Raw genomic sequence first — 23377 nt, 5'->3', positions numbered from 1 at the left:
CGCCGGGACGGCCCGCCGTGCCGCCGGTCGGCCGCGCCGCTCATTGCCGCACCTTTGCAATGAGGGCGATGAGCGCTGCGGCGATCAGCGCCGTCAGGAGCGCCAGCGCCATCGCCTCGGGGCGGGCGGCGAGGGAGGTGGCGGTGTAATCCTGCCAGGCGAGGACGGGCAGGGCGAGCGGATGCGAGGCGCCGAGCAGCGCCGGCAGCTCGTAGGCGCCGAAGGCGAAGGCGAAGGTGATGGCCGAGGCGGCGGTGATGGTCGGGGCGAGCGCCGGCAGCGTGATGCGGCGTGTGGCCTGCCAGGGCGTCGCGCCGAGGCTGCGCGCCGCCTCCTCCGGCCCGGGGCCGCGGGCGGCGAGGGCGGCGAGGGTGACGAGCGCGATGAAGGGGATCTCCTTCACCGCATAGGCCGCGATCACGCCGATGGCCGTCCGGTCCCAGACCAGGGCGGGGAAGTCGCCGGGTGCGTCGATCCAGCCGAGGGCGGCGGCGAGGCGCGAGACCAACCCCGAGCCGGAGAGGAGGAGGAGCACACCCGCCCCGGCGAGGAGATGCGGCACCGTCAGGTTCACCTGCACGAGGAGCCGCGCGAACGCCGCGCCCCGGAAGGGCCGGGCGAGGCCGAGCGCGAGGGCGGTGCCGATGATGGCCGAGAGCGCCGTCGCGGCGCTGGCGATCCAGAGCGAGAGGGCGAGGGCGCGCCAGGTCTCGCGCTCGGTGAGCACCGCCGCCCAAGGGGCGAGCGACCAGCCTGTCATGCCGATCTCCGGCATGTGGCCGAGGCTGCGGGTCAGGCCGAAGACCAGCGCGCCGCCGAAGAGCGGCCCGAGGACGAGGAGCACGGGCGCGAGGAGGAGGAGCGTCGGCGCCCGCCCCAGATGGCCCGGATGCCCCCCGCGACGCCCGCCCCGATGCCCCCCGGGCCGCCTCACTCGTTGCCGACCCTTGCGATCCAGCCGGCCTCGATGGCGGCGATCCAGTCGGCCGAGAGCTCCGGAAGGGCATGCTCGGCGAGCTCGGCGACAGGCACCACCGAGGGGTGGGAGGGCAGGGCGGCGAAGGCGGCTTGCATCTCCTCCGGCAGGCGCTCCTCCACCAGCACCGGGGCGGCGCCCCAGACCTCCGGCCGAGCCTTCTCGAGCTGCGCCTCGGGGGAGAGGATCAGGTTCTGCAGGACGAGCGCGGCAGCCTTGTTGGCGGCATTGTAGGGGATGAGCGTGAAGCTGGTGTTGGCGAGCGTGCCGCCCTCCAGCCCGTAGCTGCGGATCGTGTCGGGGAATTGCCCCGCCTCCACCCCGGCGCCGAACTGGCTGGGGTTGTATTCGAAGCTGAGGGCCACCTCGCCATTGGCGAAGAGCGTCTGGAGCTGGGTGATCGAGGTCGGATAGGTCCGCCCCTCGCGCCAGAGATAGGGCTCCAGATCGTTGAGAAGCGCCCAGGTCTCTTCCGCCACGGCGTCGAAGACCTCCCGATCGAAGGGCCCGAGAAGGGGCTCCGGCCCCCCCGCCACCTCGTAGAAGACATGGCGCACGAAGGCGGCGCCGTTGAAATCGGGCGGGGCGGGATAGGTGAACTGGCCGGGGTTCGCGCGGGCGAAGTCGAGGATCGCCTCGATCGAGCGGGGCGGCTCGTCCATCCGGGCGCTGTCATAGGCGAAGGCGAATTGCGCGCCGGACCAGGGGACCTCGCAGCCCGCCGTTTCCAGCCCGAAATCCCAGGCGACGGCGGGGCTCTGCCAGTCGACATATTGCGCGTTGGGCAGAAGGCCCGTGTAGCCGCAATAGGCCAGATCGGCCTCCATCATCGTGCGGAAGTTCTCGCCGTTGATCCAGATGAGGTCGACGGCGCCGCCCTCGTCGTTGCCGGCCGCCTTCTCGCCCAAGACCAGATTCACCGCCTCGGTCGTGTCGGTCAGCCCGACGCGGTTCAGCGTGATGTCATAGGGCGCGAGGAGCCCGCCCAGATACTCGCTGACATAGCGGTTGATGTTGTCGGCCCCGCCCCAGAGGAAGAAGTTCACCTCGCCGCCCCGGGCCTCTTCCACGATCTCCTCCCAGGAGAGGTCGGTGAGCTCCTCGGCCGGCGCGGCGAGGGGGAGGAGGCAGAGGGCGAGGGGCAGGGCGATACGGGTCATGGCGTGCCTTTGTGCTGGACGTGGGGCCAAGGGCGCATGGGCCGGGCCTTGGTGCAAGACCGGGGCGATGCCGGTTTCGTGAACGGGGCTCGGCGACGGGGCTCGGCAGCGGGAAAGAACAACGGCGCTCAGCGCTTGCGGCAATAGAGCTCCAGCTTGTGGCTGACGATCTCGTAGCCGTGGCGGCGGGCGATCTCGCGTTGCAGGCGCTCGATCTCGGGCGAGACGAATTCGATGACGGCGCCCGTGTCGAGATCGACGATATGGTCGTGATGCGGCGCGTCCGAGGTCTCGAACCGCGCCGGCTCGCCCTCGAAGGAGAGCCGCTGCACGACGCCCTTTTTGGACAGCGCGGCGAGGGTCCGGTAGACGGTGGCGAGCGAGACGGTGGGCTCCTCGGCGCGGACGCGGCGGTGGAGTTCGGGCACGTCGGGGTGGTCATCGGCGCTCATCAGCGCCGCCATGATGGCGCGGCGCTGGCGCGTCACGCGCAGCCCGGCGGCGCGCAGCGCGTCGTCATGGGCGTCGTCAGGGGCCGGGATGCGGTCGGGCCGGGTCATGGCGCCAGTCTAGGGCGAGGGGGCGCGCGGAGCCATGGGGTTTTCCCGCTGAAGGAGCTTGCGCGACTGCGAGGCGAATTCGCGCGACCAGAGCACCCAGACTGTCAGCGCGATGGCCAAAGCCAGCGCCGCGGCGCCAAGCAGCCAGGCGGTGGCGGCGAGGGCGAAATACATGGCGCGCAACCCGCGGTTGAAGTTCCACGCCGCGCGGATGTTGAGCTCGGCCGCCTGGCCGGCGCGCGCCTCTCCCCCGGGCTCGCCGGGGGCCGGGACGGCGCCCATGACCACGGCGCAATAGCCGAAGAGTCGGTGCGACCAGACGAATTTCAGGAAGGCCTGCGCGAGGAAGAGCGCGACGACGAGGAGCTTCATTTGCCACACGAGCGCCGGGGCCGGGCCGCCGCCGAGATCTTCGGCGACGCTCTGCAAGGGCGCGGTGTTGCCGACGACGGCGAGCACGGCGCCGATGGCGAGAAGCGAGGTGGAGGCGAAGAAGCTGGTGCCCTGCCGGAGCGTGCCGAGGAGCTGCGCATCGAAGATGCGATTGTCGCGGGCCGCGTATTGCCGCATCCAGTCGCGCCGGTAATCGGCCATCAGGACGGTGACGGAGGGCGTGCGCCCAGGATGCTCGATCCGCCAGCCGATGGCCAGCCAGGCGAGCGCCAGGAAGGCGAGGGCCGCGAGGTCCCAGGGCGTCGTGAGGGCGAGGGCTGTCTCGACATGCATCACCGGGGGATTGCTCCCTGGCAGCGGGGGATCGGGGCGGGGTCTCGGCGGAGGGCGTGTTCCATGCGTGCAGTTGACGGCAGGCGGCGGCGGGGCGCAAGCGGCTCTGACGTCGCTCGCCGCTCCCTTCGGGGCGCGTCTCGCTTGCCGCCGCCTGCCGGCGCGCCTAGCCTTCGGGGTCTGAGGGAGGCCCGACATGCAGATGCCCAAGCCCGATGCCGCGCTGATCGCGCGCAAGGCCGAGATCGTCGCCCGGCTGGAGGCGGCGGTGCCGGGGGCGGTGATCTCCGACCCCGTGGAGCTCCGCGCCTATGAATGCGACGCGCTGACCGCCTATCGCTGCCCGCCGCTCGCCGCGCTCCTGCCGCGGACGACGGCCGAGGTGGCGGCGGCGCTCAAGGTCTGCGCGGAGGAGGGCGTGCCGGTCGTCCCCCGCGGCTCCGGCACGTCGCTCGCGGGCGGGGCGCTGCCGACGGCGGACAGCGTGATCCTCGGCCTCGCCCGGATGACGAAGGTGCTGGAGGTCGACTATGCCGACCGGGTGATCCGGGTGGAGGCGGGGCGGACGAACCTCTCCGTCACCGGCGCGGTGGAGGAGGCGGGCTTCTTCTACGCCCCCGACCCCTCGAGCCAGCTCGCCTGCGCCATCGCCGGCAATATCGCCATGAATTCCGGCGGGGCGCATTGCCTGAAATACGGGGTGACGACCAACAACCTCCTCGGCGTGACGATGGTCACGATGGCGGGCGAGGTGGTGGAGATCGGCGGGCCCTGGATGGATGCCGGCGGGCTCGACCTGTTGGGCCTCGTCTGCGGCTCGGAGGGCCAGCTCGGCGTGGTGACGGAGGCCTGGCTCCGCATCCTGCCGAAGCCCGAGGGGGCGCGGCCGGTGCTGATCGGCTTCGACAGCTCCGAGGTCGCGGGCGCCTGCGTCTCGGCCATCATCCGGGCGGGGCTCCTGCCCGTCGCCATCGAACTCATGGACCGCCCCTGCATCGAGGCGACGGAGGCCTTCTCCGGCGCCGGCTATCCGATGTGCGAGGCGCTGCTCATCGTCGAGGTCGAGGGCTCCCCGGCGGAGATCGACGCACAGCTGGCGAAGATCGCCGGGATCGCGCGGGGCTTCGACCCGGTGGAGCTGAGGGAGGCCGCCGATGCGGGCGAGGCGGCGCGCATCTGGGCGGGGCGGAAGAGCGCCTTCGGGGCCATGGGCCAGCTCGGCGACTACCTCTGCCTCGACGGCACGATCCCGGTCTCGGAGCTGCCGATGGTGCTCCGCCGCATCAGCGAGCTCTCGGCGGCGCGGGGGCTGAAGGTGGCCAATGTCTTCCACGCCGGGGACGGGAACATGCATCCGCTGATCCTCTTCGACGCCAATGCGCCGGGCCAGCTCGAAGAGGCGGAGGCGCTCGGCGCAGAGATCCTGACGCTCTGCGTCGAGGCCGGAGGGTGCCTCTCGGGCGAGCACGGAGTGGGCGTCGAGAAGCGGGACCTCATGGAGGTGCAGTTCGCGGCGGAGGATCTGGAGGCGCAGATGGCGGTGAAGGATGTCTTCGATCCCGGCTGGCTTCTGAACCCCGCCAAGGTGTTCCCGCTCGCCATATCCGAAGGGCGGAGGATGGGGGGCGCTGCCCCCCGCCGGCCCCTGCGGGCCGACTCCCCCCGCGGTATTTGAGGAAAAGCGAGATGGAGGAGCAGGAGCTGGCGGAGCGGATCGCCGGGGCCAATGCGCCGCTGGCGCTGGGCGGCGGCTTCACGCGGGGCATGGCGGCGGAGGGGGAGCGGCTGAGCCTCGCCGGGCTCGCCGGCGTCAGGCTCTACGAGCCGGGCGCGCTGACGCTGGTGGCGGGCGCCGGGACGCCGCTCGCCGAGGTGGAGGCGCTTCTGGCCGGCGAGGGACAGCGGCTGGCCTTCGAGCCGATGGATCATCGGGGGCTCCTCGGGACCTCCGGCGAGCCCACGATCGGCGGGGTGATGGCCGGCAATGTCTCCGGCCCGCGGCGGGTGGTCGCCGGGGCGGCGCGAGACTTCTGCCTGGGGCTCCGCGTGGTGGACGGCGGCGGCCGGGTGCTGAAGGCCGGCGGGCGCGTCATGAAGAACGTCACCGGCTATGACCTGCCGAAGCTCTTCTGCGGCAGCCGGGGCCGGCTCGGGGCGATCACCGAGGTCGCCCTGAAGGTGCTGCCGGTGCCGGAGACGGAGGTGACGCTGGTGGGCGGCGGCGGGGTGCCGGTGCTGGCGGCGGGGCTGGGCACGCCCTTCGAGGTGACGGGGGCGGCGGTGATGGGGGGCGAGACGCTCCTGAGGCTCGAGGGGCTCGAGGCTTCCGTCGCCTATCGGCAGGGCGCGCTCGCCTCGCGCCTCGGCGGGGACTGGCGGGTGGCGGCGGAGGAGGAGAGCCGGGCGCTCTGGCGGCAGGTGCGCGACGTCGGCCCCTTTCACGGGCTCGCGGGAGAGGTCTGGCGCGTGCACCTCCGGCCCTCGCGGGCGGAGGGGCTGCTCGCGGCGCTCGGCGGGCCGGAGGCGGTGATCGACTGGGGCGGCGGGCTCCTCTGGCTGAGGGCGCCGGGGGAGGCGCTTCTCGGCGAGGTGGCGAAGGCGGGCGGCCATGCGACCTGCGTCCGCGGCGGGGCGGCCCGCAGCGCCGAGGCGCCGGCCGTCGCCGCCCTCTCCGCCGGGCTCAAGGCGCGGTTCGACCCGCGCGGCCTTTTCGGGAGCCTCTGATGCAAACCACCTTCACCCCAGAGCAGCTTCAGGATCCCGGCACCGCCCGGGCCAACGAGATCCTGCGCGCCTGCGTCCATTGCGGCTTCTGCACGGCGACCTGCCCGACCTATCAGGTGCTCGGCGACGAGCTCGATTCCCCCCGCGGCCGCATCTACCTGATGAAGGACATGCTGGAGAACGAACGCGAGCCCGATGCCAAGACGGTCCTCCATATCGACCGCTGCCTGAGCTGCCTCGCCTGCATGACCACCTGCCCGTCCGGGGTGCATTACATGCATCTCGTCGACCACGCCCGCGCCTATATCGAGGCGCGCTACCGGCGGCCCTGGCCGGAGCGGACGCTCCGCTTCGTGCTGGCGAAGGTGCTGCCCTATCCGACGCGCTTCCGCGCCGCGCTGCTTGCGGCGAAGCTGGCGCGGCCGGTCCGGCGGCTCCTGCCCGATGCGCGGCTCCGCGCCATGGTCGAGATGGCGCCGAAGCGCCTCCCCCCCGTCAGCCGCAACGACGATGCGCAGGTCTTCCCGGCGGAGGGGGTCCGCCGGCGCCGGGTGGCGCTGATGACCGGCTGCGCGCAAAGGGCGCTCAACACCGACATCAACGACGCCACGATCCGGCTCCTCAGGCGGCTCGGCTGCGAGGTGGTCGTGGCGAAGGGGGCCGGATGCTGCGGGGCGCTGACCCACCACATGGGGAAGGACGGCGAGGCCAGGCGCTCCGCCGCCCGCAACATCCGCGCCTGGTCGGCGGAGATGGCGGGCGAGGGGCTCGACGCGGTGGTCATCAACACCTCCGGCTGCGGCACGACGGTGAAGGATTATGGGCACATGTTCGCCGGGGGCGAGCTGGCGAAAGAGGCGGCCGAGGTGGCGGCGCTGGCCCGCGACGTGACGGAGCTTCTCGCCGAGCTGATGCCGGTGGCGGAGGCGCGGACGGTGCAGACGGCCCGGGCCGGCGTGGCCGGGGTGGACGGGCGGGAGCCCGGCGTGGCGGGGCCGCCCGCCGGGCCGGAGGGGCTGCGGGTCGCCTATCACGCCGCCTGCTCGCTGCAGCACGGGCAGAAGGTGAAGGCGCCGCCGAAGGGGCTCCTTGCCGCCGCCGGCTTCGAGGTGGTCGAGCCGGCGGACAGTCACCTCTGCTGCGGCTCGGCGGGGACGTACAACCTGATGCAGCCGGCGATCTCCGCCGAACTGAAGGCCCGCAAGGTCGAGACGCTCCGCGCCAGGCGGCCCGATGTCATCGCCGCCGGCAACATCGGCTGCATGATGCAGATCGGCAGCGCGGCCGGGGTGCCGGTGGTGCATACGGTCGAGCTGCTCGACTGGGCGACGGGCGGGCCGCGCCCGGCGGCGCTGGGCGCGGGGCCTGGATGAGCGAGGATCTCGGCGGCAATACTAGCGCCGTCCGGCGGGAGGGCGAGACGGTGCGCCGCTCGCTCGGGCCGCGGCGGGCGGCGGTGCACCGCTGGCTGAGGCATCTGGACGGGACGCCCGGCGTCCCCCGGCTCATCGGCATCGACGCGGGCGAGGAGGTGCTGAGCCTCCTGCCCGGCGGGCCGCCGCCGGAGGCGCCGGGGGAGGATGCCGTGGCCGCCGCGGGGCGCCTCCTCCGCCGGCTGCATGACGCCTCGGCGGGCTTCGATTTCGGCGCGCCGGAGGACTGGCCGATGGCCGACCCGCGCCGGGCGGAGGTCATCTGCCACCACGATTTCGCGCCCTACAACCTGATGTGGGAGAGCGGCGTGCCGACCGGCGTGGTGGATTTCGACCTCTCCGGCCCCGGCGCACGAGTCACCGACCTCGCGTACCTGGCCTGGTGGATGGCGCCCCTCGCGCTCGCATCGGACAAGGCGGCGGAGACCGAGGCCGCGATCACTGCCGGTCTCCCCCGCCTCCGCCTCCTCTGCGCGGCCTATGGCGCCCCGACCGATGCGGGGCTCGTCTCCGAAATCCACGCCGTCCTCACCCGCATGGCCGACCCCGCCCGCGCCGCCGCCGCACTCGGGCCGCAACCGGCGGCGCGGCTGATGAAGGGTGGGCATTTTGCCTATTGGCACCGCGAGGCGGCGGCCTTCGCGGCGGCGATGCCGCGCATCGAGGCGGCATTGGGCCTGGGGTAAACCGGCCCGCGCGCAAAGGCGCGCGCCCGGCATCCCCTTTCATCTGGCCAAAAATACCTCGGGGGTGTGGGGGCTGGCCCCCACTCCCGCACTCGCCAGCAATGTCAGAGACCGAACATCGCGCGCGGCCCCCCGCACGCCCCCCAAGGTCAGGCGGTGATCTGCTCTCTCAAGATCGAGGCGGTCAGCGACACCATCAGGTAGATGCCCGCGAAGAGCAGGAAGGCCAGAAGCGTGTTCTCGAAGGCGCGCGGGTAGGAGGGCTCGTCGGGCGCGACGGGTTCAACCCCGAGCGAAAGATAGCGCACCTGGCGGTTCGCCTCCTGCCGGGCGATCTCCATCGCCTGGAGCGCCTGCTGCACCATCAGCGTCTGGAACGTGTAGTTCTCTTCCGCCGTGCGGAGCTCGGTGTTCTTGGCGGCGAGCGAGCCGCCGGCGATGGTCGCGTCGGTCATCTCCTCGCGGAGGCCGGCGATGAGGTCCTCGATGCCGGCAATCTGGCTGCGCACCGCCTCCACCTGTGCCTGGTTCGGCCGGGCGACGGAGAGCCTTGTCTGCAGTTCGAGCTGAAGCTGCTGGCGCTGGGTCTCGAGCGTCGAGATCTGCTGCGTCCGTGCCGCCGTCTCGCCCACGGGATCGATCTGCTGCACCTCGGCCTGGATGGCGAGCCAGTCTTCCAGCGCCTCGCTCCGCCGCTCTTCCGCCTGCTCGTAGGCCGCGCGGGCGCCGGACATGGAATCGTCGCGGAGCCGCGAGGTGAGCTGGTCGACCTGATCCTCCGCATAGGCGATCAGCGCCTCGGAGAAGGCCTGGCTGGTGTCGGGGTCGGGGGCGACCACCTCCATCTTCACGATGCCCTCGGTCGGGTCGTAGCTGATCTTCACGTGATCCTGGTAGACGCTGTAGAGCTGCTCGTTGCTCGCATCCTCCGGCAGCCGCTGGATCGGGTCGATCGCCGGGTCGGAGAAGACCTCGCGGAAGGCGTGATCCTCGTCGAGCCGGCGGAGCGCGGCGCGGCTGGTGAGGTAGCTCTGCACCGTGATCGAATCCTGCTGGGTCGCCATCGAGGTGCCCTGCAGGAGCCCTCCGAGCCCGGCGCCGGCCGAGGCGGGCTCGGCCTGCTGGATCACGAATTCCGAATGCGTCGCATACATCGGCGTGGCGATGGAGGTGAAATAGATGCCGGCGATCAGCGTCGGCAGGCCGACGAGCACCGCGAGCCGGACGATGAGCAGCGCCATGCGCCGGCGCCGGCGCTTGGCCATGTCGCGCTGGATCTTCTGGACCTCGGCGAAGCCGGAGGCCGGCTTCTTCTTCGGTTCGGGCGCCGGCTCCACCGTCTCGGTCGAGGGCAGGGTCTTCTTCGAGGGGACGGTCTGCGGCAGCTGCACCGCCGCTTCGGCCGTCGCCGGCGGGCCGGCCGCGCGGCGGCGCGAGGGCAGGCCCTCGGCGAAGTCATGCCCCGGCGCCGCGGTCGCCGCGCCGCTTTCCTCCGGCACGATCAGCTCGAGGACGTTCGAGCGCTGGAACGGGTCGATCCCCTGGTCGCGGAGCTGGCGCACGGCATCGAAATCGGAGGTCACCGCCAGCCCGTGCTTCTGCGCGACCCGGCGGGCCATGCGCAGCTGCCGGCCGGTCAGCCCCTCGGCGCGGATCTCGTCGATCGCCTCGGCGGCATTGCCCTGCGGCACCGCCGCCCGGTCGACGGCGAGAGCCGCATTGCCCAAAGTCAGCGGCGCGTCGCGGCGCAGGCGAAACTTGCGGACCTTAGGCTTGGTAGTCATAGAGCGCCCTTGCCTCTTCCAGCGTGTCGAACATCGTCAGCCGCCCGTCCTTCAGCACGGCGGCCGAGCGCGCGAAGCGCTCCAGCACGTCGGGCAGATGGCTGACGATGATGACCGTCGTCGTCTCCAGCCGCTCGCGCAGGATGTCGCCCGCCTTGCGGTTGAACTCGGCATCCGTCGTCTGCGGCATGCCTTCGTCGATCAGATACATGTCGAAATCGAGGGCGAGGAGCAGCGAGAATGTGAAACGCGACCGCATGCCGGCGGAATAAGTGCCGACCGGCATGTCGAAATACTCCTCGATCCCCGTCAGCCAGCGGCAGAAGGCCTCGACGTAATCGGGGTCTAGCCCGTAGAGCCGCGCGATGTAGCGCGCATTCTCGCGGGCCGAGTGCTTGGTGTTCACGCCGCCCATGAAGCCGAGCGGGAAGGAGATGCGGCAGGAGCGGACGATCTTGCCCTCGTCGGGCTTCTCGAGCCCGGCCATCATGTTGATGAGCGTCGTCTTCCCCGTGCCGTTCGGCGCGAGGATGCCGAGCGACTGGCCGAGCTCTACCCGGAAGGAAGCCTGATCGAGGATCACCTTGCGGCGCTTGCCCGTCCAGAAACTCTTCGAGACATTGATGAACTCAAGCATGTCCGTTCCGTCCGCCGCCCCTGGCGATTTTCGTTCGCGCCCCGGCTTGCAGACAATTTACCTTTCATTTGCCAAGGGGGCGTAGCCACAGAATATGGCAAAAGATCGCCCCCCTCACGGGGATTCTGGAGGGGAGCGATGGAATTGTGGTGAACGGGTGGGCCGGGGCGGCCCGGGCGGGCGCTAGAGCACCGCGCCCGCGATGAGCCCGGCGGCAAGCGCGCCGGCGGTGCCGAAGCCCAGATAGGCCGCGAAGAGCGGCGGGCGGACCAGCGCCCAGACGGCGGCCACGGCGGGGATGCAGGTTACGCCGCCGGCGATCATGAAGGCGAGCCCCGCGCCCGGGCTCATGCCCTGCTCCATCAACCCGCCGACCAGCGCCGGAGCGGCATAGCCGTTGAGATAGGCGGGCACGCCGAGGAGCGTGGCGGCGAGGATCGGCAGGATGCCGTCGCCGCCGACGAAGCTCGCGATGGTCTCGGCCGGGATGTAGCGCAGCATCAGCGCCTCGATGAAATAGGCGAGGGTCAGCCATTTCACGAGGAAGAGCCCGTTCTCCGCCGCCGTCTGGCTGAAGATGGCGGTGCCGCCGGGCTTCTGCCAGAAGCGGAAGGCCGGGACGGGCGCGGATTTGCTGCCGCAGCCGCAGCTGGAGCCGGTGTTGCAGCCGGTGCTGCCGGGCCGGGCGCGCAGCGGCGTGCCGAGCGCACCGGTGGCCATGAGCGCCTTGGTGGCGAAACCGGCCGCGAGCGCGATGCCGATGGCGGCGACGAGCTTGGCGACGGCCATTTCGGGCGAGATGGCGCCGGCGGTGAGCGCGAAGGCGGCCGGGTCCATCAGCGGCGAGGCCAACCAGAAGGCCATGATCGCCGAGATCGGGGCGCCGGCGGCAAGGAGCGCGGCGACGAGGGGGATGACCTCGCAGGAGCAGAAGGGCGACAGCCCCCCGGCCAGCGCGGCGAGCACGATGGCGAGCGATTCCCGGCCCACGAAGGCGCGGGTGACGAGCTCTTCCGCCTCGGAGGCCTTGAGCCAGGCGATGGCGATCGTGGCGAAGGCGATGAAGGGCAGGGTGCCGAGAAGCGAGGCGCCCGTCTGGCGGAACATCGGGCCGGCCTCGGCCGGGGCGAAGATCACGAGGATGGCCGCGCCGGCGGCCAGCGCCGCCCAGACCCTGTCGACCCCGGCGAGCCGGGCGCGGGGAGACGTCCCCTGCGCGGGGCCGTGGGGGTGGTCATGGTCGTGATCGTGGCCCTGCTCCGGCCTCAGCCGCGGCGGCGCGTCAGCCGTGTGAATGTCCGTCATGGTCATGTCCTTTCGGCGCGTCGGCGCAGCACTGGTCGAAGAGGAAGCCGGAAAGCCGGTCGATGATGTCGAGATCCGCGCCCATGCAGATGATCTGCCGCCCCTGGCGCACCTGCCGGGCGAGGCCGGCCTGGGCGAGGATCTTGAGATGATGCGTCAGCGTCGATCCGGAGATGCCGGTGCGCGCGCCGAGCTCGCCCATCGGCAAGCCCTCGGGGCCGGCGCGGACAAGCGCCTGGAGAACGCCGAGCCGCTGCTCGGAGCCGAGCGCGGCAAAGCGGGTGGCCATCAGCGTGAGGTCGAAATCGACCGAGGGAGGGGGATTCGTTTTCATATTTGTAGAAATGTCGAAATGAGGATGCGGAGTCAAGCGTCGCGCGCGGCCCGCCCGGCCGGGCGCGATCACGGGGGCAAGCGCCCCAGCGGAAAGGCATTTTGATTCAGTGGGTTGCCCCTTGGTCACCCGCATCGCGGATTTTCCAGTCCTGCCCGATCAATGGTCAGGGCGCGGTCAAATGCAGCAAACGGCAGGGATCCACCCGGTTCGCAAACTGCCCGCGAATGCTGCACCGCAGCGGGCGGGCGGAGGAAAATCAAAGGCTTGGCCGAAGGCGATGCCGGGGCATGCGTCAGTCCGCCGCGTGGGAGGAGGCAGGGGGCCGTCTTCCCCTTGCCCTGTCCTCGCTCGAGGGCGCTCCGATTGTCCAATGAAAGACCTATCCGATGACGCACTTCCCCACTTCCTTCGGCCGCGCCATGAAGGTGATGTCGCTGGCGACGCTGACCTCCGCAGCCGTCGGCCTCGCCGCCCCCGCCCTCGCCCAGGAGGCCGCCACGGCTGAAGAGCCGGCGGCGCTGCCCGAATTCCCCGAGACGATCCTCGGCCAGCACAGCCCCGACCGCGCCAACATCATCGTGCTCGACACCGGCGGCACGATCACCTCCTCGGCGCAGACCCGCATCAGCTACCTCGATTACGGCGGCGACAACGGGCCGGAGAACGGCGTGCAGTCGATCCTCGAGGATGTCTCCCCCGAGATCGACGACATCGCCAACCTCACCGTCGTGAACCTCGCGGCCAACGGCTATTCCATCGGCAGTTCCGGCAGCCTGACCAACGAGAAGCTCTACGTCATCTCGCGGATCATCGACCAGTACCTGGCCGATCCCGAGGTCGATGGGCTGGTGCTGACGGCGGGCACGAACGTGCTGGAGGAAGACGCCTATTTCTTCGACCTTACCGTGCAATCGCCGAAGCCGGTCGTGCTCACCGGCTCGATGCACCAGTACAACGCCTTCACCTATGACGGCGCGACGAACCTCTTCAGCTCGATCCGCCTCGCGGCCGATGGCGGCACCACCTGCTTCGGCACCGTGGTTCTGCTCAACGACAATTTCTACCCGGCGCGGGAGGTCACCAAGACCGACGGCTTCCACATGAACACGTTCGATGCGCGGCTCTACGGCCCGCTCGGCGTCGTCAACCAGGACCACATCCGCGTCATGCGTGCCCCGGCCCGCGTGCAGGATTGCGGCACCGACGCCTGGGCCCGGCCGTTCGACCTCAGCGAGATCACCGTCGAGGATCTGCCCATCGTCGATCTGATCATGACCCATATCGAGGCCTCCCCCGCGCTGATCGAGGGCTCGGTCGCCGGTGGCGCCGAGGGCATCGTGCTGGCGGGCCATGGCCCGGGCGGCATCTCCAACTTCCAGACCGAAGCGCGTGACGCGGCGCTGGAAGACGGCGTGATCCTCGTCAGCACCACGCGGACGGGCGGCGAAGGCAGCTACGACAATGGCGGCGACGTCATCAACTCCGCCGACCTGCAGCCCCTGAAGGCCCGGATGCTGCTGATGCTCGGCCTCGCCTTCTCGGACGACAAGGAGCAGATCCGCGAGTGGTTCACCACGATCGGCACGGCGGAGTTCGACAACTACTCCTTCGAGTAAGCCTCCGCGGCGGGGCCCCGAGGGGCCTCGCCCTTTGACATACGGGCGCCGGCGGCCACCTGTCCGCCGGCGTCCTCTTTCTGCCCGGGCCTAGAGGCCGCCGTGCACCGCCTTGCCGCCGAGGAGCGTGAGCAGCACCTTCGTCTCGCCGATGTCCTTGGGATTGCAGGTGAAGATGTCGCGGTCGAGCACGATGAGATCCGCCAGCTTGCCGGGAGCGAGGCTGCCGGTCTCGGTCTCGCGCCAGCCGGTATGGGCGGCGAGAATCGTGTAGCCGGCGACGCATTGCTCGATGGTCAGCGCCTCCTCGGGGAGGAGCGGCTCGACATTCGACTCCTCGCGGCCCGGCTGGCGGGTGATGGCCGTCTCGATGATCTCGAACGGGTTGAGGGTACTCACCGTCCAGTCGGAGGAGAGCACCAGCTCCGCCCGCGCCCGGGTCAGCGCCCCGAAGGCGTAGATGTACTTGGATCTCTCCGGCCCGACGACGGGGATCGACGCCTCGGTGACCGGCGCCTCCATCCGCGCCCAGAGCGGCTGGACGTTGGCGACGACGCCGAGCTCGGCGAAGCGGGGGATGTCGGCGGGGTCGATGAACTGGATATGGGCGATCTGGTGGCGGCTCGGCCAGGGGCCGTTCTGCTGCCGGGCCAGCTCCATCCCGTCGAGCGCGGCGCGCACCGCGCCGTCGCCGATGCAATGGACGTGGATCTGGAAGCGCGCCGCGTCGAAGGCGGGGAAGAGCTCCGCGATCTCCTCCTTCGGGAACATTACGGGGAAGTTGCCGCCGATCTCGTCGGAATAATCCTCGATCATCGCGGCGGTGCGGTTCTCGACCACGCCGTCGAAGAAGAACTTCGCCGAATGGATGCGGAACATGTCGTATTGCGCCTTGGCGCGCAGCTCGCTGACCCGCGCCACCGCCTCGGCCGCCGGCTCGCCCGGCTTGACGAGGGCCGTGGCCACCACGCGCACCGTCAGCTCGCCCGCCTCGGCCATGGCGGCGTAGATGCGGCGATGGCGCTCCTCCACCAGCGCGTCGAGGACGCCGGTGATTCCATGCTCATTGGCGTGCTTCTGCGCCCAGAGAACGCCCTCGCGGTATTCCTCGTCTACCGGCTGGGGCCGCCGGTTGTTCACCCAGGTGACAGCGCGCTCGTAGAGAAGGCCGGTGGGATTGCCGTCGGCATCGCGGACGAAATGCCCCTCCGGCGGGTCGGGCGTCTCGGCCGTCAACCCCAGTTCGCGCATGGCGGCGGTGTTGATGCAGGCATTATGCGCATCCGCCGCCGTCACCATCGCCGGCCGGTCGGGAATGGCGCGGTCGAGCACCTCGGCGGAGAGATTCTTGTCGTTCAGAAGCGCCGAATTGTAGAAGGCGCCGAAGACCCAGGGGCGGTTGTGGGTGGCCGCGAAGCTCTTCATGCCGTCGACCAGCAGCTCCGGCGTGTCGGCGCGCGTCAGATCGGCGCTCTCCACGTAGTGGTGGCCGCCGTCCTGCAGGTGGATATGCGTATCGTGAAAGCCGGGCAGGACGAGTCGCCCGCCGGCGTCGAGCACCTCCGCCCCCTCCGCCGCGAGGGCGCGGATCTCGGCCTCGCTGCCCACTGCCAGCACCCGCCCGCCGGCGATGGCCAGCGCCTCCGCCTCGGGGTTCAGCGGGTCCATCGTGCGGATCGCGGCATTGACGAGAATGGTGTCGGCGGTGAGTCGGGTGTCGGTCACTTGGGGTCCTCCTGAAGGCCTGGCAGGCCGATGCTCCGCCCGGAAAAACGGCGGAGCAAGTGACTTAAACGACAATTCAGCATCCCGATGTCGTTTTTGGCTCAGGCACGGGCGGAAATCGGGCGAACATCTTCGGGGCGGCGCAGGCCGCGTGAAGGGGAGCCACCATGCAACGTCACAAGTTCATTGACCGAATGTACCAGGGCAAGGTCAGCCGCCGAGACATGATGAAGGCCGCCGGGGCCTTCGGGATCGGCGCGACGATGCTGCCGCGCGCCGCCACGGCCGCCGACATCCTGACCTGCCTCGAATGGGGCGGATATGACGATCCGTCGTACTTCCAGCCCTTCATGGAGAAGTACGGCGAGGCCCCGAACTTCTCGATCTTCGCCGGCGAGGAAGAGGCGCTCGCCAAGGTGCTCGCCGGCTTCGCCGCCGACGTCATGCACCCCTGCAACTACTCGGTCGGCCGCTTCGTTTCCGCCGGGCTGACGGTGCCGATCGACACCTCGCGCCTGACGCACTGGAACGACGTGTTCCCCGTGCTCAAAGAGGCCGACGGCGTCGTCATGAACGGCGATGTGGTGATGGTCCCCGCTGACTGGGGCAATTCCTCCATCGCCTATCGGCCCGACCTCGTGGACCCGTCCTTCCTCGAAAACGAGAGCTGGGAGATCCTCTACGATCCGGCCTATGCGGGCCGCGTCTCGACGCTCGACAACGAGCTCGTCATCCAGATCGGCCTGATGGTCGCCGGGCAGAAATACGAGGACGTCTACGACCTGACCGGCCCCGAGTTCGAAGCCGCCGCCCAGGAATGGGGCAAGCGTGGGCTCGATACCGCGCGCTTCCTCTGGACGGATGCGACGACGCTGCAGCAGGCCATGGCCTCCGGCGAGATCGTCGCCGCCTATGCCTGGAACGACCTCGTCGGCAACCTGCGCGCCGAGGGCGTGCCGATCGCCTATGCCAACCCCAAGGAGGGCATGTTCACCTGGTTCTGCGGGCTGACGCTGCTCAACACCGGCTCGGCGGACGAGGCGGCGGCCTATGACTTCCTCGATGCCTGGCTGGCGCCGGAGACCGGCAAGCTCCTGATCGAGGAATCGGGCTATGGCCATGCCAACATGAAGAGCTTCGAGATCTCCGACCCCGAGGCGGTGGCCAACATGGGCCTGACCGATCCGGTGGCGATGATGGAGACCTCGCTCGTCTTCCTGACCCCGCCCGACGCGGTGCAGGAGGAGCAGACCCGCATCTGGGAGGATCTGAAGGCCCTGCACTTCTAGAACCATGGTCGAAGTTGCAGACACGGCGGCGCGGGCCGGGCTTCTCGGCCCCCGCCGCGGCAGGGATCCGGGCCGGCGGCGCGAGGCGCTGACCGGCTTCGGCCTTCTGTCCCCCGCCCTCCTTCTGATGATCGCCATGCTGGCGCTGCCGCTGGCGGCGCTGATCGTCCTCAGCTTCTGGACGCAATCGGGCTTCACGCTCGACCGGACGCCGACGCTCGCCAATTACTGGCGGCTCATCGAGCCGTCGGACCGCGAGATCGTGTGGATGGGCATCCATTTCCACCTCGCCTATCCGGTGCCGGCGATCCTCATCATCAAGTCGCTGGTGATGTCGCTGACGGCAACGGTGGCGACGATCCTTCTCGCCTATCCGATGGCCTATTTCCTCGCCTTCCGCGTGAAGCGGAACAAGGCGGCCTGGATCATCCTGCTGACGGTGCCGTTCTGGACGTCGTATCTCCTCCGCGTCTTCTCGTGGAAGGTCGTCCTTGGCTTCAACGGCGCCATCAACTCGGGGCTCATGTCGCTCGGGATCATCGACCAGCCGCTCGACTTCCTGCTCTACAACCCGGGCGCCGTGATGATCACGCTGGCGCATTCCTGGGTGTCGTTCATCGTCCTGCCCATCTACGTCAGCCTCGAGAAGATCGACCGGACGATGCTGGAGGCGGCGAGCGACCTCGGCGACAGCAAGTGGAAGCGCTTCCGCCGCATCACGCTGCCGCTCTCGATGCCGGGCACCATCTCGGCGGCGCTCCTCGTCTTCATCCCCACCGTGGGGGATTACGTGACGCCTGAGCTCGTCGGCGGCCCGGGGGGGACGATGATCGGCTCGCTCGTGCAGCAGCTCTTCACCAAGCAGAACAACGCGCCGATGGGGGCCGCCGTCTCCATCGTGATGATGCTCATCATCGGGTCGCTGGTGCTGATCTTCCTGACCCTCATCGGCTACTGGCGGATGCGGGCGAGGCGGGCGTCGTGAGGGGCTGGGGCCTGACGGTCTATGCCGTCTTCTTCATCGCCTTCATCTACGGGCCGGTGCTGATCCTGCCGCTCTTCAGCGTCAACGACAGCAATTTTGCCACCTTCCCGATGGCCGGCTTCACGCTCCGGCATTACGCGGGGCTCTGGGGGCAGAAGCCGCTGCTCGACGCGCTCGTCAATTCGCTGAAGATCGCGGCCGGCGTGTCGGTGCTGGCGACCGCCCTCGCCGTCCCTGCTGCAATCGCGGTGACGCGGCACCGCTTCCCCGGCAAGCCGGCGGTGCTGTCGTTCATGATGCTGCCGCTCGTCATTCCCTCGATCGTCATGGCGGTGGCGCTTCTGGTGATCGTGCTGCGGTTCCTCGGCATCCAGCTCTCGCTCTGGACCGTGGCGGCCGGCCATGTCGTCATCTGCCTGCCCTTCTGCCTCTCCGTGCTCGTCTCGCGGCTCGAGGGCTTCGATGCGGCGCTGGAGGAGGCGAGCCGCGACCTCGGCTGCTCGCCGATGCAGACCTTCTGGCGGCTGACCTTCCCGCTCGCCGGGCCCGGGATCATCTCGTCGCTGCTGCTCGGCTTCATCATCTCCTTCGATGAATTCGTCATCGCCTTCTTCCTGACGGGCACCGAGAACACGCTGCCCGTCTATCTCTACTCGCAGCTCCGCTTCCCCAATTCGCTGCCCGGCACGCTGGCCCTGGGCTCGCTCATCCTCGTCGCCTCGACGGCGCTCGTCGTCCTGGCCGAGGTGATCCGCCGGCGGGGCGTCCAATCCGACAATCCCGGAGATCTCTGACATGGCCCCGACCGATGCCCTGACCGATGCCGTCGCCGAGGCGGCCCTGGGCGCCGACCCGCTGATCCGCATCGAGGCGATCTCGAAGAGCTTCGGCGGCGTGCCGGCGCTCAGCGGCATCGACCTTGCCATCGCGCGCGGGGAGTTCTTCTCGCTGCTCGGCGCCTCGGGCTGCGGCAAGACCACGCTGCTGCGCATTCTCGCGGGGATCGAGACGCCCTCGTCCGGGCGGCTGCTGATCGACGGGCAGGATGTGGTCGGCGTGCCGGCCAACCGGCGGCCGACCAACATGGTCTTCCAGAGCTATGCGATCTTCCCGCATCTCAATGTCGAGGAGAACATCGGCTACGGCCTGAGGAACCTCAAGATCGGCAAGGCCGAGGCCCGCGCCCGCATCGAGGAGGCGCTGCGGCTGGTGAAGCTCGAGGGCTATGCCCGTCGCAATTCGCACGCGCTCTCGGGCGGGCAGCGGCAGCGGGTGGCGCTGGCGCGGGCGCTGGTGATGCGGCCGAAGGTGCTGCTGCTCGACGAGCCGCTCTCGGCGCTCGACAAGAAGCTCCGCGAGGAGATGCAGCTCGAGCTCCGCGCCATGCAGCGGACGCTCGGGATCACCTTCGTCTTCGTGACGCATGACCAGGAGGAGGCGATGACGCTCTCCGACCGGATCGCCATCGTCTCCGCCGGGCGGATCCTGCAGGTGGGCAGCCCTCAGGACCTCTACGAGCGGCCGGCAAACCGGGAGGTGGCGGAGTTCCTCGGCTCGATGAACCTCATTCCGGTGACGGTGACCGGCCCCCGGGCGGTTGACTCCGGGCCGCTCGGCCCGATCGTGGCGCCGGCGGCCCTGCCGGCCGGCGCGAAGGCGCATCTGGCGCTCCGCCCCGAGCGGCTGCGCCTGGGCGCGCCCGAAGGAGGCGGCACCTCCGCCAACCGGCTGGCGGGCAAGGTGCAGGAGGCCGTCTATCTCGGCGACCGGATCCACTATCTGGTGGAGGTGCCCGGCCTCGCCGCGCCCCTCCGCGTGGTTGCCGCCAATGACACCGCCCGGCTGGAGCGCCTCGGCGCGCCGGTGGAGATCACCTGGCCTGAGGATGTGGGGCTGGTGCTGGAAGGCTAGGGGGAGAGGCCGCCGGCGTAGGGTGGGTTTTCAACCCACCGCCCACATCTCAACCGGGACAAACGCTGCCGCGCAGGGCGAGCGCCGGCCCGGGGGTTGGCGCTCCTACCGTCGCCGCATCGCGCTTTATGGTGCCGCCACATCCTCGCTTGAAGCGTTGCGCTGCCCCTCGGGAGCGCCAGCCCGCGGGACGGGCCGGCGCTCGCCCTGCGCCTACGGCGCGCACCGGGCGGGGGCACCGCGCCACCGTGGCGCCACGGTGGGTTGAAAACCCACCCTACGCCCACCCTACGCCTCGCGGCCGCTCACCGGATCTTGGGCGGCTTCGACGGGTCCATCCCCGGCGGCACGACCGGCTCCGGCTCTTCCGGCTCCGGCGGCGCGGTCAGCGTGAGCTCCACGCCATTCGCCTCGGCCGCCGCCGAGAGCCCGTCGCGGCCCGAGAGGAACGCCACGTCGAGCTCCACCTCCGCGCCCGAGAACGCCAGCGCCTCGCGCATGGCGCCGGCGAGCGCCCGCTCGGCCCCCGGCTGCGTCGCAAGGAAGGCCAGCACCAGCCGCCCCGCCTCCGCCTCCGCCAGCCAGGCCGAGGCGGCGAGGCCGGCGAGCCCCGCGAGCTTGCCCTCCAGCGCCGCGACCAGCCCCTCGGGCAGCGCGCGCGGCGGGGTGAGGACGCCCGGGTGGATGCCGATCTCCTCCGCCTCCTCCGTCAGCGTCTCCACCAGCCAGGTCACGGCGGAGGGCGGCAGGAGCTGCGCCGAGGCGGCGCCGAGATTCACCGCGAGGCCGAGCCCTTGCCCCGCCAGCATCTGCGCCAGCACGCGGCCGGGCAGGGCGGCGCTCGAGGCGACCTCCTCCGCGAACTCCGCCAGCTTTTCCTCGCTGTCGAAGGCGAGCGCATAGGGCGCGCCCTCGACGCGGGCGATGCGGGGCTCGACGCTCTCGCCCTCGGGCTCGCCCTCCAGCAGGAGGAGCAGGATCTGGTTGGCGAGCGTGCCGTACCAGGCCAGCCTTGCGGCATCGCCGCCGGCCTCCATCGCCGCGAAGGCGGTATCGAGCTCGGTCGTCTCGGTCATCCAAGTATCTCCTTCACCCGGGCGCGGAGCGCCGGCAGCACCTCGTCCGCGAGCCAGGGGTTGCGCCGGAGCCAGGCGTTGTTGCGCCACGAGGGATGCGGCAGCGGAAAGACCTCCGGGGCGTGGTCGCGCCACGCCGCCACCCTATCGGACATCCGCCCGCCGGGGCCAAGGTGCCAGTTGATCGCAGCCGCGCCGACGAGCACCTTCAGCCGCACCTCGGGCAGCGCCGCCATGACCCGCCCGTGCCAGGTGGCCGAGCAGATCGCCGGCGGCGGGAGGTCGGCGCCCGCGGCATTGTAGCCGGGGAAGCAGAAGGCCATCGGCACGATGGCCACGCGCGAGCGGTCATAGAAGACCTCCTCGCCTATGCCCAGCCAATCGCGGAGCCTGTCTCCCGACGGGTCGGTGAAGGGCCGCCCGGAGCCGTGCACGCGCTTGCCGGGCGCCTGCCCGGCGATGAGGATCCGGGCGCCCGAGCGGAACCACGGCACGGGCCGCGGGGCATGTTGCGTGGCGGTGGCGGCGAAGCGCGGGGCGCAGAGGCGGCAGGCGGCGATCTGGGTGACGAGGTCGTCCGCGGTTTCGGGCTCTTTGGGGCCGGTCAAGCCGAGATGCGCTCCCGCGGGGTGAGGGCGCTCGTGACGTCGTGCACCATCTCCTCCACCGGCCGGTCGGAGGAGACCTCGATCACCGGGCAGGGCAGGGCGGACAACCAGGCCTCGTGCCGGGCCCGGCTGCGCCCGGTGAAGGTCGGGTCGTCATAGCGCTCGGCCCAGGCCATGAAGGCCTTGTGGCCGACATGCTCGCGCCCGCCGGGCTGCAGGGCCGCGGTGCCGTAGCGCCGCACCTCGCGGGCCGCGAGGCGGCGCAGGCGCTCCTCCGGCGGCAGGGTCACGAAGACGACGGCATCGAAGAACGGAATCAGCGGATCGCCCCATCCGTTGAGCGAGCCGGAGAGCACCCAGCCGGGCCGGCGGAGGAACAGCTCGTTCATCAGCGCCAGCCGTCGGGTGACGGGCCGCTTCTCCGCATAGGGCGGATCGGTCGGCAGCCAGAAGAAGTCGTCGGTGTCGAAGGACGGGCAGGAGAGGGCCTGCGCCAGGGCGCGCCCCAGCGTGGTCACGCCCGATCCCGAGGCGCCGGTGATATGAAACCGAGTTCCCACAAGCTCTTTGCTTGCGCATCGCCGCCTCGGAATCAAGCAGCGTGTAACAGTTTTTATACCCTTTGAAGAAAGGGCCGGAAAATAGGGGCCCTCTGCAAGGCCCGGGGCCGGATTTCTCTGGCCATCGCTCGGCGCGGGCGTCGCCGGAGGCCGGCCCGCCGCACCGATTCGCGCCGGGCTCAGCCGAGCCAGACGTCGAGAAAGAGCATCAGGACCAGACCGATGGCGAGCCCGAGGGTCGCCTTGTTCTGGTGGCCGGAGCGGTGCGTCTCGGGGATGATCTCGTGCGAGATCACGTAGAGCATCGCGCCCGCGGCGAAGGCGAGCCCCCAGGGCAGGAGCGGCGCCGCGACGGTGATGACGCCGGCGCCGATCAGGCCGCCGAGCGGCTCGACCAGCCCGGTCAGCGCCGCGATGCCCCAGGCGCGCCAGCGCGGATAGCCTTCGCCGAGGAGCGCCACGGCGACCGCCAGCCCCTCCGGCGCGTTCTGCAGGCCGATGCCGGTGGCGAGCGGTAGCCCGCCGGCGAAGCCGTCCGCCCCGAAGCCGACGCCGACGGCGAGCCCTTCGGGGAAGTTGTGGATGGTGATGGCGATGATGAAGAGCCAGATGCGGCGGAGCGACGCCGATTGCGGCCCCTCGCGTCCCGAGCGGAAATGCTCGTGCGGCAGCTTCTCGTTCATCAGCGCCACCAGCCCCATGCCGAGCAGGATCGCCACCACGACGATCGCCGCCGGCAGCGCGCCGTCGCCGTAGCGCTCGGTGCCCGCATCGAGAGCCGGGATGATGAGCGAGAAGAACGAGGCGGAGAGCATGACCCCGGCCGCGAACCCGAGAAGCGCATCGCGCATCGCCCGCCCCGGCACCCGGCCGAAGAGGACGGGCAGCGCGCCGAGAGCGGTCATGAGCCCCGCGGCAAGGCTGCCGAGAAATCCCAGAAGGATCGGCGAGAGATGGTCCAAGAAGTGCCTCCGATCCGGGCCGGTCCGTGCCAAGTGAGCAGATAAAGGGCGAATTTCGCCGCGGGCCGCAAGGGGCAAGGGCACGAACGACTGCGGGAGGGCGGCAGGCGCGGCGGCGGGCGTCGCCGGCGGCCGTATGTCAGCCGACATATGGGCCTGCCCCGGCGCCTAGGCCCATCACATCCCCCCGCACGGGGCCGCTGGTCTGATGCCGCGGCGCCACGGCGCCGGGCGCAAAAGCATATTGACCATCGCGTCAGTGTCGCCTTGCCGATTGTCGTAGCCTGCGGTTCCGCCTACGAGATTCGCCAGAACCC

Annotated in this window: 22 protein-coding genes; 9 read left to right on the top strand and 13 right to left on the bottom strand. The window is 70.5% G+C overall.

Going from position 1 to position 23377, the window contains the following annotated elements; all coding sequences use genetic code 11:
* Nucleotides 1–40 precede the first annotated feature (40 nt).
* The 4 genes from ACAZ03_RS14355 to ACAZ03_RS14340 all read right to left on the bottom strand — a co-directional run bounded on the left by ACAZ03_RS14355 (nt 41) and on the right by ACAZ03_RS14340 (nt 3422).
* Complete coding sequence (locus ACAZ03_RS14355; protein WP_373354647.1) at nt 41–934, bottom strand: ABC transporter permease subunit; 894 nt, start codon at nt 932–934, stop codon at nt 41–43.
* A complete protein-coding gene (locus ACAZ03_RS14350; RefSeq protein WP_373354646.1) occupies nt 931–2136 on the bottom strand; it encodes an ABC transporter substrate-binding protein in 1206 nt (401 codons plus the stop codon). The genes ACAZ03_RS14355 and ACAZ03_RS14350 overlap by 4 nt, the downstream gene beginning before the upstream one ends.
* Nucleotides 2137–2264: 128 nt before the next feature.
* Entirely contained in the window at nt 2265–2696 is a 432-nt protein-coding gene (locus tag ACAZ03_RS14345; protein WP_373354644.1) for a Fur family transcriptional regulator, read from the bottom strand.
* A 9-nt stretch (nt 2697–2705) separates the two neighbouring features.
* Nucleotides 2706–3422: a DUF599 domain-containing protein gene (locus tag ACAZ03_RS14340; RefSeq protein ID WP_373354643.1), complete on the bottom strand. Its 717-nt coding sequence runs from the start codon at nt 3420–3422 to the stop codon at nt 2706–2708.
* A gap of 196 nt (nt 3423–3618) precedes the next feature.
* Here ACAZ03_RS14340 and ACAZ03_RS14335 point away from each other — a divergent pair, with 196 nt between their 5' ends.
* The 4 genes from ACAZ03_RS14335 to ACAZ03_RS14320 are packed head-to-tail and all read left to right on the top strand — an operon-like array spanning nt 3619 to nt 8265.
* Nucleotides 3619–5097: an FAD-linked oxidase C-terminal domain-containing protein gene (locus ACAZ03_RS14335; RefSeq protein WP_373354642.1), complete on the top strand. Its 1479-nt coding sequence runs from the start codon at nt 3619–3621 to the stop codon at nt 5095–5097.
* Between the two features lie 11 nt (nt 5098–5108).
* A complete protein-coding gene (locus tag ACAZ03_RS14330) occupies nt 5109–6146 on the top strand; it encodes an FAD-binding protein (RefSeq protein ID WP_373354640.1) in 1038 nt (345 codons plus the stop codon).
* Complete coding sequence (gene glcF, locus ACAZ03_RS14325) at nt 6146–7519, top strand: glycolate oxidase subunit GlcF (RefSeq protein WP_373354638.1); 1374 nt, start codon at nt 6146–6148, stop codon at nt 7517–7519. The genes ACAZ03_RS14330 and glcF overlap by 1 nt, the downstream gene beginning before the upstream one ends.
* Nucleotides 7516–8265 carry a phosphotransferase gene (locus ACAZ03_RS14320; protein WP_373354636.1) on the top strand — a complete coding sequence of 250 codons (750 nt, stop codon included), beginning with the start codon at nt 7516–7518 and terminating at the stop codon, nt 8263–8265. Before glcF ends, ACAZ03_RS14320 begins: the two co-directional genes overlap by 4 nt.
* Nucleotides 8266–8414: 149 nt before the next feature.
* Here ACAZ03_RS14320 and ACAZ03_RS14315 read toward each other — a convergent pair whose 3' ends face one another.
* The 4 genes from ACAZ03_RS14315 to ACAZ03_RS14300 all read right to left on the bottom strand — a co-directional run bounded on the left by ACAZ03_RS14315 (nt 8415) and on the right by ACAZ03_RS14300 (nt 12325).
* The gene (locus tag ACAZ03_RS14315; protein ID WP_373354634.1) at nt 8415–10049 is read right to left on the bottom strand and encodes a capsule biosynthesis protein; all 1635 of its coding nucleotides are present in this window, start codon (nt 10047–10049) and stop codon (nt 8415–8417) included.
* Nucleotides 10033–10686, bottom strand: a complete 654-nt coding sequence (locus ACAZ03_RS14310) for an ABC transporter ATP-binding protein (RefSeq protein ID WP_373354633.1) — start codon at nt 10684–10686, stop codon at nt 10033–10035. The genes ACAZ03_RS14315 and ACAZ03_RS14310 overlap by 17 nt, the downstream gene beginning before the upstream one ends.
* A gap of 183 nt (nt 10687–10869) precedes the next feature.
* Entirely contained in the window at nt 10870–11991 is a 1122-nt protein-coding gene (locus tag ACAZ03_RS14305; RefSeq protein ID WP_373354631.1) for a permease, read from the bottom strand.
* Nucleotides 11969–12325, bottom strand: coding sequence for an ArsR/SmtB family transcription factor (locus ACAZ03_RS14300; protein WP_373354630.1), 357 nt, complete (start codon nt 12323–12325; stop codon nt 11969–11971). The genes ACAZ03_RS14305 and ACAZ03_RS14300 overlap by 23 nt, the downstream gene beginning before the upstream one ends.
* Before the next feature lie 389 nt (nt 12326–12714).
* Here ACAZ03_RS14300 and ACAZ03_RS14295 point away from each other — a divergent pair, with 389 nt between their 5' ends.
* On the top strand, nt 12715–13944 hold the full coding sequence (locus tag ACAZ03_RS14295; protein ID WP_373354628.1) for an asparaginase: 1230 nt from the start codon (nt 12715–12717) through the stop codon (nt 13942–13944).
* 90 nt (nt 13945–14034) lie between these two features.
* Here ACAZ03_RS14295 and ACAZ03_RS14290 read toward each other — a convergent pair whose 3' ends face one another.
* A complete protein-coding gene (locus ACAZ03_RS14290) occupies nt 14035–15669 on the bottom strand; it encodes an amidohydrolase (protein ID WP_373354626.1) in 1635 nt (544 codons plus the stop codon).
* A gap of 167 nt (nt 15670–15836) precedes the next feature.
* Here ACAZ03_RS14290 and ACAZ03_RS14285 point away from each other — a divergent pair, with 167 nt between their 5' ends.
* The 4 genes from ACAZ03_RS14285 to ACAZ03_RS14270 are packed head-to-tail and all read left to right on the top strand — an operon-like array spanning nt 15837 to nt 19854.
* Nucleotides 15837–16958: a PotD/PotF family extracellular solute-binding protein gene (locus ACAZ03_RS14285; RefSeq protein WP_373354624.1), complete on the top strand. Its 1122-nt coding sequence runs from the start codon at nt 15837–15839 to the stop codon at nt 16956–16958.
* 4 nt (nt 16959–16962) lie between these two features.
* On the top strand, nt 16963–17943 hold the full coding sequence (locus ACAZ03_RS14280) for an ABC transporter permease (protein ID WP_373354622.1): 981 nt from the start codon (nt 16963–16965) through the stop codon (nt 17941–17943).
* Entirely contained in the window at nt 17940–18737 is a 798-nt protein-coding gene (locus tag ACAZ03_RS14275; protein WP_373354621.1) for an ABC transporter permease, read from the top strand. Before ACAZ03_RS14280 ends, ACAZ03_RS14275 begins: the two co-directional genes overlap by 4 nt.
* Before the next feature lies 1 nt (nt 18738).
* The gene (locus ACAZ03_RS14270; protein ID WP_373354619.1) at nt 18739–19854 is read left to right on the top strand and encodes an ABC transporter ATP-binding protein; all 1116 of its coding nucleotides are present in this window, start codon (nt 18739–18741) and stop codon (nt 19852–19854) included.
* Between the two features lie 305 nt (nt 19855–20159).
* On the opposite strand, the gene ACAZ03_RS14265 is transcribed toward ACAZ03_RS14270, so the two are convergent.
* The 4 genes from ACAZ03_RS14265 to ACAZ03_RS14250 form a co-directional block, all read right to left on the bottom strand.
* The gene (locus ACAZ03_RS14265) at nt 20160–20930 is read right to left on the bottom strand and encodes an SseB family protein (protein WP_373354617.1); all 771 of its coding nucleotides are present in this window, start codon (nt 20928–20930) and stop codon (nt 20160–20162) included.
* Nucleotides 20927–21538 (bottom strand): uracil-DNA glycosylase family protein, encoded by a 612-nt coding sequence (locus tag ACAZ03_RS14260; protein WP_373354615.1) that lies wholly within the window; start codon nt 21536–21538, stop codon nt 20927–20929. The genes ACAZ03_RS14265 and ACAZ03_RS14260 overlap by 4 nt, the downstream gene beginning before the upstream one ends.
* Nucleotides 21535–22098 carry an AAA family ATPase gene (locus tag ACAZ03_RS14255; RefSeq protein WP_373354613.1) on the bottom strand — a complete coding sequence of 188 codons (564 nt, stop codon included), beginning with the start codon at nt 22096–22098 and terminating at the stop codon, nt 21535–21537. The genes ACAZ03_RS14260 and ACAZ03_RS14255 overlap by 4 nt, the downstream gene beginning before the upstream one ends.
* 179 nt (nt 22099–22277) lie before the next feature.
* On the bottom strand, nt 22278–23060 hold the full coding sequence (locus ACAZ03_RS14250) for a ZIP family metal transporter (protein WP_373354611.1): 783 nt from the start codon (nt 23058–23060) through the stop codon (nt 22278–22280).
* Nucleotides 23061–23377 lie beyond the last annotated feature (317 nt).

The organism is Pseudoroseicyclus sp. CXY001 (assembly GCF_041714655.1).
Lineage (GTDB): Bacteria > Pseudomonadota > Alphaproteobacteria > Rhodobacterales > Rhodobacteraceae > Pseudoroseicyclus_A.
The sequence above is the reverse complement of the archived record's forward strand: the minus strand, read 5'-3'. Positions and strand labels throughout refer to the sequence as shown.